The following is a 13,657-nucleotide window of genomic DNA, read 5'->3' on the forward strand; positions in this document are numbered from 1 at the left end:
GATCGGCCCTTCAGTTGCCGGTGGATGCTCAGTTGGCGGGTATGATAACTGCCCGTTCGGGCAAGGGTCGGCAATTCTTCGGCCATAGTTTGAGAACCAAACACACTGCTCGTACGCTGCGGGTATGAAGGATCCGCGGCCCTGCTCCATCGCCGATTCGCTCGCGGTGGTCGGGGAGAAGCACTCGCTGCTCGTGCTCCGCGAGGTGTTCCTCGGGGTGCGGCGCTTCGACGCCATGGTCCGCAACATCGGCGCGCCCCGCGACGTCCTGGCGGCGCGGCTGCGCCGCCTGGTGGCGGCCGGGGTGCTGGAGAAGGTCCTCTACAGCGAGCGGCCCCGGCGCTTCGAGTACCGGCCCACGCAGGCCGGCTGGGAGCTCGAACCGGTGCTGCTGATGCTCATGAAGTGGGGCGACCGTCACCTCGCCGACCGGCCTCCGGTGGCGCTGGAACACTCCTGCGGCGCCGAGCTGGAGCCCGTGGTGGTCTGTGGCGCGTGCGGACAGCGGGCGTCCCGGGACACGCTCACCCCCCACGTCCGGGCGCCGGGGTGGACCACCACCGGCCCCGAGGCCGGCTGAGCCGCGCCTGTGCCGGCATCCGGTGATTCCACAAGCGCGTTGAGCGGCCTCAGTCCCGGCCGAGCCACAGGTCCGGGCCGAAGACCTCGTAGTGGATCGCCTCGGCGGGCACGCCGAGGCGGAGCAGGTCTTTGCGGACCGCGCGCATGAACCCGAGCGGGCCGCACAGGAACACCGTCAGCCCTTCGGGAAGGTCCAGCGTGGCCACGTCGGCCCGGCCGGCTGTCGCCTCGCCGTTCTCGGCATTCTCGTACCACAGGCGCAGCCGGGCGGTGGGGAGTGCGCCGACCAGCCGGCGCTGCTCGTCCTTGTGGGCGTGGTCGGCGGGGGAGCGGTCGGCGTGGACCACGGTGATCCGGCGGGTGGATCCGGTGGCGACCAGGTGGTCGAGCATGGCGAGCATCGGCGTGGCGCCGATTCCGGCGGAGGCGAGCAGCAGCGGGCCGTCGCCCTCGGGCAGCACCAGGTCGCCGAAGGGGGCGGACACGGTGAGCACATCCCCCACCCGCGCGTGTTCGTGCAGCCAGGAGGACACCTCGCCGTCCGGCCCCGCGTCGCCCCGGACGCGCTTGACGGTGATACGCCACCCCGCGCGGCCGGGGGCGGCCGAGAGGCTGTACTGGCGGATCTGCCGGGCGCCGTCGGCCAGTTCGACCCGGACGCCGACGTACTGGCCGGGGCGGAACGGGCCGGTGGGCAGCGCGTCGGCGCGCCGCAGCACCAGCGACACCGCGTCCAGGGTCTCCCGGTGCCGCTCGGCGATCTCCATCCGCCGCCACACCTGGCCCTCGGCGGCGCCGGCTTCCTGGTACAGCCGGGCCTCGGCGGCGATCAGCGCGTTGGCCATCAGCCAGTAGACCTCGTCCCAGGCGGCGGTGGCCTCGTCGGTGAAGGCGTCGCCGAGCACCTCGGCCATGGCCGCGAAGAGATGGCGGTGGACGGCCTTGTACTGGTCGGAGGTGATGCCGAGGGAGGCGTGCTTGTGGGCGATCCGGGCGAGCATCGCGTCCGGCCGGGCGCCGGGGCGCTCGATCAGCAGCCCCGCGAAGCCGGCGAGGGCGCCGGCCAGCGCCTTCCGCTGCTCGCCGTTGGCCTGGTTGCCGCGGTTGAACAGGTCGCGCAGCAGGTCCGGGTGGGCGGCGAACAGCTTCCGGTAGAACAGCCCGGCGATGTCCTCGATGGCCGCGCCGACGGCGGGCAGGGTGGCGCGGATGACCGGGGTGGATCGCTCGGTGAGCATGGCGGCTCCTTAATTGGCTAATGATCTTCGTATTTAGCGGCAGAAGGACGCGCCCCGCGGCGGGGGCGCGGATCAGTCGGGGCGGCGGCCGGTCAGCCCGACCAGCACCGGGCCGGTGGGCGCGGTCACCAGATCGGCGACCGTCAGCGGATCGAGCGTGCGATAGAACGCCTCCTGCGCCTCGCGCAGCGCCCCGCGCAGCCGGCAGGCGCCGCGCAGCGGGCAGGGCGTGTCGCCCTCGCAGGCCACGACCTCGTCCTCGCCCTCCAGCTCGCGCACCAGCCAGCCGACCGAGGCGGTGCGCCCGAGCCCGGTCAGCTCGAGCCCGCCGCCGCGCCCGCGCCGTGCCTCCACCACGCCGAGGTGCTGGAGCCGGGTGATCGCCTTCGCCATGTGCGCGTACGGCACGTTGACCGCCTCGGCCACCTCGCGCGTGGTCAGCGGCGCGCCCCCTTTGAAGACCGCGAGGCGCATGACGGCGCGCAGCGCCAGATCCGTGAACTTGGTCAGTCGCACAACGCGACCGTATTAAATCCGCATGCTAAATTCCAGTTATCGGGTGGAGGCGGTCGTGTGGTATCCGTCTCGCGGCCGAGCGGGTGGAACGGGAAGGAACGGTGGGAAGCCGATGCCGTCGGTATCTGGTGTGCTGGGGCGGATGACGGAGCTGCTGCGCGAAGTGGCGGAGGACCGGGGCGGGGCGCTGTGGCGGCTCCCCGCCGAAGGGCGTCAGCTCGACGCCAACATCATCAGGTTGCCCGCCGACGCCCGGGTCGACCCCCATGTGGAACCCGACCTCGATGTGGTGCTGTTCGTGGCCGACGGCGGCGGATGGCTCGAGGTGGCCGACGTCCGGCAGCAGTTGGAGCCCGGCTGTGTGGCATGGCTGCCGCACGGCGCCCGCCGTGCGCTCTCCGCCGGCGCGGACGGTCTGGTCTACCTCACGGCACACCGCCGCCGCCCCGGCCTCACCATCCGCACCGCGGCCCCGGAAGGGGGCGAGCCGGCCTGCCTGCTCAACCGGGTCTGCACGGAGTGCGGCCGGCTCGCGCAGGAGTCCGACGCGCGCTACTGCGCCCGGTGCGGCACCCGCCTGCCGTCGGACTGACGCGCCGCCCGTCTCCGCGACGGCGTGACCGTGCGGGCGACCGGGCTCGTCGGACGGTCGACACCTGGACGCCGACTGACGGTGACCGCGGCGTCAGGTTTCGGCCATGCGCCGGGCCAATTCTGGTCAGGTGCTGGTCCATCGTGTGTTCAATCGAGTCGCCGTCGTCGACCTTCCGCGCCAGTGCCTGCTGCTCGGACTCGCGGGCTCGGTGGCACTGGCCGCGGGAGGGCTGACCGCCGGCGCGCTGCCCATGGCGGACGCGCTGGTCCCCGGGACCGGCGGCGCCGCGATCGGCCTGGTCAGTACGTACTTCGGCCTCGTACTGCTGGTCGCGGCCTGGCTGCTGCTGGGCCGCGCGGTACGCGGCCCGGCGCCGCCCGGCCCGCGCGCCCTGCTGCTGACCCTCGCCGTCTGGGCCGCCCCGCTGCTGCCCGCGCCCCCGCTGTTCAGCCGGGACGTCTACAGCTATCTCGCCCAGGGCGCGATGGTCGACGCCCGTGTCGATGTGTACGTCCACGGGCCCGCCCTGCTCGGAGGGCCGCTCGCCGCCGAGGTGGCGCCCGTGTGGCGGTACACCCCAGCCCCCTACGGCCCGGTCTCCCTCGCCTTCGAGACGGCGATCGCCAATGTCTCCCGGGCCGAGGTGTCCGCCGGGGTGTTCGGCATGCGGCTGGTCGCACTGCTGGGCGTGGCGCTGATGATCCTCGCCCTCCCCGCGCTCGCCCGCCGCTGCGGCACCGATCCGGCCGCGGCCCTGTGGCTGGGCGCGCTCAACCCGCTGTTGCTGCTGCACCTGGTGGGCGGGGCGCACAACGACGCCGTCATGATGGGGCTGCTGGGCGCCGGGCTGGTGGCCGCGACCGGCCGGTGGCCCGCCTGCGGCGCCGTGCTGGTCACCCTGGCCGCCCTGGTCAAGGCGCCCGCCGCGCTCGGGCTGCTGGCCGTCGCCGCGCTCTGGACGGGCCTGCTGACGGGGAGATGGCGGCGCACCCGGGCCGCCGCGGCCACCGCCGCGCTGGCGCTCGGCACCACGGGCGCGGCCACGGCCGTCGCCGGCACCGGCTACGGCTGGATCACCGCCCTGGCCACACCGGTCTCCCCGGACAACTGGGCGCTGACCAGCGCCCTCGGCCGCGCCACCGAGGCCGGTCTGGACGCCGTCGGCAGCGGCCTGGCACCGCTGGCCACCCCGGCCTGGCACGCGCTGGGACTGCTGGCGACCGCCGTCACCGTGTCCGTCGTCTGGCTGCGCGCCTCCCGCTCCCGCCCCGTCTACGCGCTGGGGCTGAGCCTGACCGCGGTGGCGGTGCTGGGCCCCGCGATTCGCCCCTGGTATCTGCTGTGGGGGCTGTTCCTCCTCGCCGCGGCCGCGCCGAGCGGTCCGGTACGCCGGGCGGTCGCCGCCGCCAGCGGGGTGCTGGCCCTGGCCGTGCTGCCCAGCGGATTCGCGCCGGACCAACGACAGTTGACCCTCGCCGTTTGCGGCGGAGCGCTGGCGCTGCTCGTCCTGTGGTGCGCCCACCTGGCCCCGGGACTCGGCTCAGCGTCCGCCGCCGCGGACCGCGGTCCGGAGGCGGCATGACGGGGCCCACCACCACGCGCGGCCGGCTGCTGCTGACGTTCGGGCTGACCGGGGCCGTGGCGCTGTTCCTCACCACCGTGCCGCTGCACCGCGACTGGTTCGACCTGAGCGTCTACTACGGGACCGTCGGCCACTGGCTGCACGACGGCGGGCGCATCTACGACTACACGACCCCCGGCGCGGACGGCACCGCCTACGGATTCACCTACCCGCCCTTCGCGGCCCTGTGCATGCTGCCGATGGCCCTGGTGAGCTGGCCGGGCGCGATCACCATCTGCCTGCTGCTCAACCTGGCCGCCTCGGCGGCCGTGCTGTACTGGCTGACCGGCTCCCTGGTACGCCGGCACGCCCGGCACCCCTGGTTCGGCTTCACCGTCGTGGCCTGCCTGTTCGCCCTGCTGGAGCCGGTCCGGGACACCTTCAGCTTCGGCCAGGTCAATCTGGTCCTGCTGGCGCTCGTGCTCTTCGACGCCCGGCTGCTGGCCACCGGCCGCGGCCGGTACGCCGGGTTCGGCATCGGCCTCGCCGCCGCCATCAAGCTCACCCCGGCGATCTTCATCATCCATCTCCTGGTCACCGGGCGCCGGCGCGCCGCTGGGACGGCCGCGGCCACCGCGGCGGCCGCGACCCTGCTCGCCGCGTGGGTGGCGCCGGCCCCGTCTCGGGACTACTGGACCGAGGACCTGTGGGACACCGACCGCATCGGGGTCGCCGCGTATGTCTCCAACCAGTCATGGCGCGGCATGCTGGCCCGGCTCGTCGACCCCGTCCCCCCGAGCGGCGCCGTCTGGGCGCTGGGGGCGCTCGCCGTCCTGGCCGTCTGGGCCCACCGGGTGCGGCGCGCCGCCGCCGCCCGGGACGAGGCGGCGGGCTTCGCGCTGACCGGCGTCGCCGCCTGCCTGGTCAGCCCGATCACCTGGGTACACCATCTGGTCTGGCTGATCCCGGCCCTGACCGTGCTGGCCGACACCGCGCTGCGGCCCGGCACGCCGCCCGCGCGCCGCCGCCGGCTGCTGTCCACGGCGGCCGCGGTGTATGTGATCCTGTGCAGCAGCGTGGTGTGGCTGTGGCGCTTCCACCCCACCGGCCTGGACGGCTTCCTCGGCAGCAACGCCTATGTCTGGATCTGCCTCGGTCTGCTGCTGGCCCTCCCGGTGCGCGCACCGGACGTCGCCGTTTCGCCACCGCCGCGACGAACGGATGTCGGCCGCGATACGCCGGAACGCCACCCACGGCGGACATGCTGACCGTACCGCGCCTCCTGCCCCCCCCGGCCCTCGTCAGCACCTGTGAGCGCACATGCCCGCGACCCTGCCCGAGCGGCGCCGCCTCCCCGCCCGCCGACGGCTTCCGCTGCGCCAGATCCTGTGCCTGGTGCCGATCGCCGTCGTCCTGGCGTGGGTGATCGGACACTGGTCGCTCATCGGCTCCGGCGCCCGTCAGCTCCTTGACGCCAACCCCTACTGGCTGCTCGCCGCGGTCACCACCACCGGACTCGGGTGGGTCGCCGTGTCCTTCGCCCGACAGGGAACCGTCCTTGAACGGCTCCCCGCCGGGCGGCTGTTCGCCACCCAGTTCGCCGCCGGGGCCGCCAACCACCTCCTGCCGTCGGGGATCGGCGCGAGCGCGGTCAACATCCGCTTCATGACGGGCTGTGGCCTCCCCGCCGCCCGCTCCTCGGCCGCGCTCGCCCTGTACTTCCTCGCGGAGGCCGTCGCCCGCATCTCGCTGCTGCTGATCCTCCTGGTCGCCTTCCCCGAGGCGCTCAGGCTCGGGCCGCTGCTCCCGGACCGGATCGGGGCGGCGCTCCCGGTGACGGCGGCCGCGGTGGTCTGCGCGCTGCTGGCCGTGGTCCTGACCATCCGTCCGGTGCGCCGGATCGTCCGCACCTTCCTGGTCACCGCGCTCACCGACGCCCGCTCCCTGCACGCCAGGCCCTCCAGGGCGCTGGCCCTGTGGGGCGGTTCGCTGGCCTTCCCTGTGCTCCAGGCGGCCGGGCTCGCCGCGGTCGCCGTCGCGGTGGAACTGGACGTGCCGCCGTCGCATGTCGTGCTCGCCTATCTGGCCGCGACCGTCGTGGCCGCGGTCGTCCCGTCGCCGGGAGGCATCGGGTCGGTGGACGCCGCGCTGGTCATCGCGCTCGTCGCGACCGGGGCGCCGGCGGACGCCGCCACCTCCGCGGTGCTCGCCTACCGCTTCATCACGGTCTGGCTGCCCCTGATCCCGGGAGCGCTGGTGCTCGGAACCCTGGTGCGCCGCAAGGTCGTCTGACCCGCGCCGCGCCCGCGCCGACCGATCCACTCCGGTCTTCTCCCCGGCGCGCGGTTGCCCTTCGCCGTCGAAAAGGTGAACACGGGAAATCCGAAGGATTAATTCCAGGGGCCGGCCCATCGTTGGGTAAATTCCCGGGGCCGAGAGGCAACCAATCCCTGATTCAAAGGGTCAAACAGGCAGACTCGCCACGGCGCGCAATACAGACCCGCGTACGCGGCGCCGATGTGTGACCCGGCTCATGGGAACTCATCGGCGTCGCCGGACAAGTAATCGGCGTGAAGCAAAGAAATCCGCGCCGACTTTCGGAATTGGATCCTGACGAATTGCGATCGCTCATGACCGGCCGAACGGCCCGCACCCGGCCGGATGACCAGCCGCGCACGGCCGCCGCACCACCCGTGGCCGAAGCTCTGCCCGAAACCCCGCGCGACGCCCCGCCCGACGCCTCCCCCGAGGCCCCGAGTGACGCCCCGCGCGGCCTCCGCGCGTGGGCCGGTGCGCTGGCCGCGCTGGTCACGGTGGCCGCCGTCTGCCTCGGCGACGCCGTGGCCCGCAGCTATCCCTTCGGGTTCAGGACGCGCAGCGTGAACGACCTGGGCAACCAGTTCGTGCCCTTCCACGCCCACCTGTGGGACCTGCTGCACGGCCGGGGGACCGGCGGTCTGTTCGTCAACTGGCAGTCCGGATATGGCAGCAGCTTCCTGCCCGACCTGGGCACCTACCTCGGCAGCCCGTTCGCCCTGCTCGTCGCCCTCTTCCCGCGCGACGAGATCGATCTCGCGGTCTATGTGATCACGCTGCTGAAGATGGCGGCGGCCGGCGCGGTGATGGCCCAGCTGCTGCTCACGCTGCGCCCCGGCCGGTGGTGGGCGGCCGGGGCGCTCGGCGCCTCGTACGCGCTGTGCGGCTGGTCCGTGGCCGAGGCCTCGTACAACCCCATGTGGCTGGACGGGCTGATCGCGCTGCCGCTGCTGTGCCTGGTCGGCCACTGGGCGCTGGCGGGGCGGCGGTTCGTCCTGGGCGCGCTGCTGGTCGCGCTCGTCTGGATCGCCAACTTCTACACCGCGTACATGGCCACCCTCGGCGCCGTGCTGCTGCTCCTGACCCGGCTGCTGGTGGAGCACGCCCCCACCGGCGTCCCCCTCCGGCGGCGCCTCGCGCCGCTGTGGCGGCCCGTGGCCCGGCTGGCGGGCGTCCTGGCGCTCGGGGTGGGCCTCGCGGCGCCCATGGTCTCCGTCGTCTACTTCGGCACCAAGCACGCCTACCCGGGCCGGGTCGTGGAGTTCTCGGCCAAGCCGTGGACGGACGTCATGGCCCGGCTGCTGCCGGGCACGTACAACTTCAGCAGCCCGGCCGTCTACGTCGACACGGTGGCGCTGCTGCTCGCCCTGACGCTGCCGTTCAACCCGGCCGTCCCCAGGCGGCTGCGGGGCGGCTGGACGCTGCTGGTCGCGGGGGTGGCGCTGTCCCTCCAGTGGGGGCCCACCCAGCTGGCCTGGCACGCCTTCAGCACCCCCAACGGCAGCCAGTACCGGGAGACGTTCGTGCTGAGCGGGCTGCTGGTGACCGCCGCCTGGCTGTCCTTCGCCCACGGCACACCGGGCCGGCGCCCGCTGCTCGCCGGAGGCGCGCTGCTGGCGGCGATCGCGGCCGCCGCGTCCCGCGCCACCGAACTGATGCGCCCGTGGACCTACCCGCTGCTGCTGGCCGGGGTCGCCGCCGTGGCGGCCGCCCTCGTGCTGGCCCGGCTCGCCCGCCGGTACCACCGCCCGCTGCTCGCCGCCCTCGCCGTCGTCCTGTTGATCGGTGCCCAGGTGGGCCAGTCCGCGGCCACCACGGCCGTCGCCGACCGGCTGCGGCTGGGGCACCTGGACGACTACGCACCCTGGGGCGAGCGCCAGCGGATACAGCAGGCGCTGATCGCGGAGGCGGACGGCTGGCCCCGGTACCGTACGGACGCGGGCCGCGAGCAGACCGTCGGCAACGATCCGCTGCTGGTCGGCGGGCAGGGCGCGCAGTACTACAGCAGCCTCACCGCCGATGTGTTCAGCCGCACCCTCACCGCCCTCGGCGGCGGCTGGTACTCGCGCGGCCGGTCCGTGCAGAGCCTGGACAACCCGGTCACCGACGCGATCTTCTCGGTCGGCGCCCGCGTCCATTCCGCGCCCGATCCGCACCGGGACCCGAAGGCGACGACCGACATCGCGCCGTATGTCACCCGCGAGGCCGTACCGCCCCTGGTCACCGTCCGGCCGAAGGCCGAGAGGGCGCCCGCCTTCGGCCCCTCGCCGTTCCGCAACCAGGAACTGCTGCTCGGGGCCCGGGTGTACACCATGGCCGACAAGATCTCGATACGCGGCGCGGACGGCAGGCCGGCCGCCCGCACCCCCGACGGGGGCTATCGACTGCCTCCCGGGCCGACCAAGCAGTCCCGCCCGAAGGCGCTGCTGACCGCCATGTGCCCGAGCGGCTCCCAGGTCTTCCTGTGGGCGCCGCACTACTGGGGCACCGCCGCGCTGCGCGGCGCCGACCGGCCCCCGGTCGGGTTCCGGGGCGACCACCCGGTCACCAAGATCGCCCCCATGCAGCCGCTGGGGAAGGCCCCGGCCTCCGGGCGCGTCGAGGTGGGTCTGACCATCCAGAAGGGCGGCACCGTGCCCTCCCAGGCCGTCGGCTGCCTGGACACCGGACGGCTGCGCGCGGCCACAGGCCGGCTCCAAGCCCAGGGCGCCACCTCCGTCCACGTCACCGACAGCGGCATCCGCGCCGAACTGCCCCCCGGCTCCCGCGGCATCGCCGTGGTGGCCGCTCCGCGGATCGCGGGCTGGCAGTGCGCCGCGGGCGGCGGCCGGCACCGCCCGGCCGACAGCTACCTCGGCCTGATCGCGGTGAAGCTCGACGGCTCCGCCACCTCCATCGACTGCACGTTCCGCCCTCCCGGCCTGCGCCTGGGCACCGCCGTGGGAGCCGCCGCGCTCCTGGCCCTGGCCCTGTCGGCCGCATTCCGTTTCCTGCGCGCCCGACGGGAGAGCCGCCATGTCCACCACTGACGCCCGCGAATTCCTGACGGGGGAGACCATGCTGATTTCGATCGTCGTGCCCTGCTACAACGAAGAAGCCGTGATCGGTCGTTTTCATGAACACCTCACCCGGGAACTCAAGGCCGTCGGACACGACTTCGAATTCCTTTATGTGGACGACGGCAGCAAGGACCGCACGCTTTCTCTTCTGAAACAGCTGGCCGAAACCGATCCCCGGGTCCGCTACATCTCCTTCAGCCGCAATTTCGGCAAGGAGGCGGCGATGCTGGCCGGGCTGCGGTTCGCCTCCGGCGGCGCCGTGGTCATCATGGACGCCGATCTCCAGCACCCGCCGGAGCTGGTCAAGCGCATGGTCGAGCTGTATGCCCAGGGCCATGACCAGGTCATCGCCAAGCGCACCCGCGACGGCGACCGGGTCACCCGGGCGCTCACCGCCCGCGCCTACTACCGGCTCATCAACCGCTTCGTCGACGTGGAGCTCGTCGACGGCGTCGGCGACTTCCGGCTGCTGTCCCGGCGCGCGGTGGACGCCGTGCTGGAGCTCACCGAGTACAACCGCTTCTCCAAGGGGCTGTTCGCCTGGGTCGGTTTCCCGAGCGTGACCTTCGAGTACGAGAACGCCGTGCGCGAGGAGGGCCGCAGCAAGTGGACCTTCGGCCAGCTCCTCAACTACGGGGCCGACGGGCTGATCTCCTTCAACAACAAGCCGCTGCGCGCCGCGGTCTACCTCGGCCTGCTGCTGGTGTCGGTGGCCGCGCTGTACGCGGTGTGGATCGTGGGCAGCGCGGCGGTCAACGGGGTCGACACTCCCGGCTATGTCACCCTGCTCGTGGTCATCACCGCGCTGGCCGGGGTCCAGATGGTCATGGTCGGGGTCATCGGCGAGTACATCGGCCGCATCTACTATGAGGTCAAGCGGCGCCCGCACTTCCTGGTGCAGTCCACCAACGCGGTCCCCGCCGCCACGCTGAACGACCAGCTGAAGGACCTCGTCCGGTGACGCATCGCCCCCTGCTCGGCCAGCTCGTGAGATTCGGCCTGGTCGGCGTCGTCAACACCGCCACGTACTACGGCATGTATCTGTGCTTCCTGCGCTGGCTGCCGTATCTCGTGGCCCATGTCGCCGCCTTCGCCCTCAGCACGGTCGGCTCGTTCCTGCTCAACTCCTGGTTCACCTACCGCACCCGCCCCACCTGGCGGAAGTTCCTGCTCTTCCCCCTGACCACGGCCGCCAACTTCGTCATCACCACCGGCGGGGTCTATGTCCTGGTCGACCTGGTGCACATCGGGGACCGGGCGGCCCCGCTGATGGCCGCGGCGGTGGCCGTGCCCATCACCTTCGTGCTCTCCAGGACGATCATGCTCGGGCCCGCCTCCGGGGGGACGGGCGAAAACGCGGTGCGCGGGAGAGACATGACGGCCGGAGAAGAGCCCGGGGTGTACGAGATCCGCGTGCACGGCTTCGCGGACAGCGAGGAGGCCCTGGCCCTTCAGGAGCCCATCGCCCGCCTGCTGTGCCCGGACGAGGGGCACGACGGCCCGTGCGAGGTGCCCTGGGGCTTCACCCTCGGCCGTGACGACCGGGCCCGGGACCGGGCCGACGACGACGGGGCCACGGTGCTCGTACTCGGCGTCTACGCCTCCGGCGCGCGGGCTGCGGAGGTGGCCGACCGGGTGCGCGCCGCCCTCGGCGAGACGCGCCCGGTCGAGCTCGGCGAGGGCGACGCCGAGCAGTTCGAGACGCTGGTGAAGCAGTACTGGATCGAGAACGCGCCCAGCGGGGGCTGACGCCTGGGCGGCCGTGTCACCCGGCGGGGCCGGCGTCGCGGACCAGCAGGGCCGCTTGGACCCGGTTCGAGCAGTCCAACTTGGCCAGCACGCGGCTCACATACGTCTTGATGGTCTTCTCGCTCATGTGCAGCGCGCGGCCGATCTCGGCATTGGACATGCCCTCGGCCACCAGGCGCAGCACCTGTGACTCGCGCTCGGTGAGCGCGGTCAGGCGTTCCACGGCCTCCCGGCGGCGCCGGGCCGCGACCGGGGCGATCAGGTCGAGCACCGGCCGGGTGACCCCCGGGGACAGATAGGCCTCGCCGCCGTGTGCCGCCCGCACCGCGCGGATCAGCTCGTCGGGCGTGCAGTTCTTGAGCACGAATCCCGCCGCGCCGCCCTGGAGCGCCCGCAACACGTTCGGCTCCGCCCCGAACGCCGTCAGCACCACCGTACGCAGCTCGGGCGCCTGCCGCCGCAACTCCTCCAGCGCGCCCAGCCCGTCCAGGTGCGGCATGTTGATGTCGACCAGGGCCACATCCACGCGATGCCGGACCGCCTCGGCCACGGCCGCCCGGCCGTGCTCCGCCTCGGCGACCACCTCGATGTCCGGCGCAGACTCGAGCACGGTGCGGATACCGGCCCTGATCAGTGGCTCGTCGTCGGCCACCAACACCCTGATCATCTCAGTTCACCCCCAGCAGCATGCCCACGGGCAGCACCACGAACATCACGGCGGCGGTGGCGAATCCGAGCACGGCGGTGCGCAGCTGCCCGACCGCGGGCGGCACTTCGTCCCCCTCGCCAGGGTCGGTGGCGGCGGCGGTCGGCACCATCGCCACCAGCCGGAAACCCTGGTCCGACAGCCGGTGGTCGGCGAACCCGCCGACCTGCCGCATCCGCTCGTCCAGCCCGCGCAGCCCGTTTCCGCCGCCCGCCCCGCCGGGATCCCGCGGCCCCTCCGCGACCGGATTGTCCACGGTGACCAGCAGTGCGTCCGGCTCCCAGGTGAGGCACACCGTCACCGGGCGACCCGGGGCGTGCTTCGCCGCGTTGGTCAGCCCCTCCTCGACGGTCCGGTACACCGCCTCCCCGGCCGCCGGGGGCAGCGGGCGGGGCTCCCCGCCCCGCCGCAGCGTCACCGGCACCCCGGCCGCCCGGAACTCCGCCACCACATCGTCGACGGCCTCCGCCCCGGGGCCCCGGGCGGCCGTCTCGTCCGTTCCCCGCAGGGCGCCGACCAACTCGTGCAACTCGTCCATGGCGCCGCGCGCCGTCCCCGCCAGCTGCCGCACCGCCTCCCGCTGCCGCGGCGGCAGTTCGGCCACCTCCAGCGCCGCCGCCTGGACCGACACCAGGCTGAGCCGGTGGCCGAGGGAGTCGTGCATGTCCCGGGCGATCCGCAGCCGTTCGCGCAGCCGCTCCCGCTCGGCCAGCAGCTCGCGCTCCCGGCGCAGCCGCCGGTTGCGCCGGCCGAGCTCGGCCACCAGCCGCCGATGCTGTGCCAGATACCGGCCGACGAGCAGGGGCAGCACCACGAACACCACGAAGAGCGCCATCAGCTGCGACAGGGCGGGCGCGTCCGCGGGCCGGGCCACGAGCCCCACCGCGAGCCAGCCGAGCGCGGCACCGGCCACCTGGGCCGTGTCCCGCCGCGCCACCGCGCGGTGTCCGGCCTGGTAGGCGGCCCACAACAGCAGGACATACGAGCCCCCGGCCAGCGCGGACAGCAGCAGGCACGCCGTGAAGGCCGCCGCCGGGGCCCGCTCGCCCAGCGCGAGCACGCCCGCCACGGCCAGCGCGTACGCCACGGCGGCCCAGGGCAGCGGGCCGCCGTGGGGCGTGGCCACGAACAGCGCGGTGTCCGCCACGAACACGGCGGCGGCCGGCAGAGATCGGCCCAGGGACAGCAGGCTCATGGCAGCAGGTTAGGCCCTGTCCGGTGGATCTTGACGCCTGCGGCGGGCTCGTCCCCTCCCCGCCCCTTCCCTCAACTGGGGCTCCGCCCCAGACCCCGGGGTCCAGGGGCGAAGCCCCCCACGCGGCGGAGCCGCACCTC

Annotated in this window: 11 protein-coding genes and 1 pseudogene; 8 read left to right on the plus strand and 4 right to left on the minus strand. The window is 73.6% G+C overall.

Going from position 1 to position 13,657, the window contains the following annotated elements; translation table 11 throughout:
* The first annotated feature begins 124 nt into the window (after window positions 1-124).
* Window positions 125-580: a winged helix-turn-helix transcriptional regulator gene (locus tag ABTY62_RS04350; RefSeq protein ID WP_352127827.1), complete on the plus strand. Its 456-nt coding sequence runs from the start codon at window positions 125-127 to the stop codon at window positions 578-580.
* A gap of 49 nt (window positions 581-629) precedes the next feature.
* On the opposite strand, the gene ABTY62_RS04355 is transcribed toward ABTY62_RS04350, so the two are convergent.
* Both ABTY62_RS04355 and nsrR read right to left on the minus strand, forming a co-directional pair.
* A complete protein-coding gene (locus ABTY62_RS04355; RefSeq protein WP_352127828.1) occupies window positions 630-1,820 on the minus strand; it encodes a globin domain-containing protein in 1,191 nt (396 codons plus the stop codon).
* 72 nt (window positions 1,821-1,892) lie between these two features.
* Window positions 1,893-2,336: a nitric oxide-sensing transcriptional repressor NsrR gene (nsrR, locus tag ABTY62_RS04360; RefSeq protein WP_352127829.1), complete on the minus strand. Its 444-nt coding sequence runs from the start codon at window positions 2,334-2,336 to the stop codon at window positions 1,893-1,895.
* 112 nt (window positions 2,337-2,448) lie between these two features.
* Between nsrR and ABTY62_RS04365 the strand changes: the two genes are divergently transcribed.
* The 7 genes and pseudogenes from ABTY62_RS04365 to ABTY62_RS04395 all read left to right on the plus strand — a co-directional run.
* Window positions 2,449-2,928 carry a cupin domain-containing protein gene (locus tag ABTY62_RS04365; RefSeq protein WP_352127830.1) on the plus strand — a complete coding sequence of 160 codons (480 nt, stop codon included), beginning with the start codon at window positions 2,449-2,451 and terminating at the stop codon, window positions 2,926-2,928.
* A 145-nt stretch (window positions 2,929-3,073) separates the two neighbouring features.
* A complete protein-coding gene (mptB, locus tag ABTY62_RS04370; RefSeq protein ID WP_352127831.1) occupies window positions 3,074-4,513 on the plus strand; it encodes a polyprenol phosphomannose-dependent alpha 1,6 mannosyltransferase MptB in 1,440 nt (479 codons plus the stop codon).
* A complete protein-coding gene (locus ABTY62_RS04375; protein ID WP_352127832.1) occupies window positions 4,510-5,760 on the plus strand; it encodes a glycosyltransferase 87 family protein in 1,251 nt (416 codons plus the stop codon). The genes mptB and ABTY62_RS04375 overlap by 4 nt, the downstream gene beginning before the upstream one ends.
* A gap of 52 nt (window positions 5,761-5,812) precedes the next feature.
* Window positions 5,813-6,784 (plus strand): lysylphosphatidylglycerol synthase transmembrane domain-containing protein, encoded by a 972-nt coding sequence (locus ABTY62_RS04380; protein WP_352127833.1) that lies wholly within the window; start codon window positions 5,813-5,815, stop codon window positions 6,782-6,784.
* A 338-nt stretch (window positions 6,785-7,122) separates the two neighbouring features.
* Window positions 7,123-9,837 (plus strand): YfhO family protein, encoded by a 2,715-nt coding sequence (locus ABTY62_RS04385; protein WP_352127834.1) that lies wholly within the window; start codon window positions 7,123-7,125, stop codon window positions 9,835-9,837.
* A gap of 28 nt (window positions 9,838-9,865) precedes the next feature.
* Window positions 9,866-10,828, plus strand: a complete 963-nt coding sequence (locus ABTY62_RS04390) for a glycosyltransferase family 2 protein (protein ID WP_352127861.1) — start codon at window positions 9,866-9,868, stop codon at window positions 10,826-10,828.
* Window positions 10,825-11,199, plus strand: a pseudogene (locus ABTY62_RS04395) (GtrA family protein); the annotation flags it as partial. The gene ABTY62_RS04390 and the pseudogene ABTY62_RS04395, both read left to right, overlap by 4 nt.
* Before the next feature lie 433 nt (window positions 11,200-11,632).
* Here the strand turns inward: ABTY62_RS04395 and ABTY62_RS04400 are convergent.
* Both ABTY62_RS04400 and ABTY62_RS04405 read right to left on the minus strand, forming a co-directional pair.
* On the minus strand, window positions 11,633-12,283 hold the full coding sequence (locus ABTY62_RS04400; protein WP_352127835.1) for a response regulator: 651 nt from the start codon (window positions 12,281-12,283) through the stop codon (window positions 11,633-11,635).
* Between the two features lies 1 nt (window position 12,284).
* Window positions 12,285-13,517, minus strand: a complete 1,233-nt coding sequence (locus tag ABTY62_RS04405; RefSeq protein ID WP_352127836.1) for a sensor histidine kinase — start codon at window positions 13,515-13,517, stop codon at window positions 12,285-12,287.
* Window positions 13,518-13,657: the final 140 nt, after the last annotated feature.

Source organism: Streptomyces sp. NPDC097640, from assembly GCF_040302705.1.
Taxonomy (GTDB): domain Bacteria; phylum Actinomycetota; class Actinomycetes; order Streptomycetales; family Streptomycetaceae; genus Streptomyces.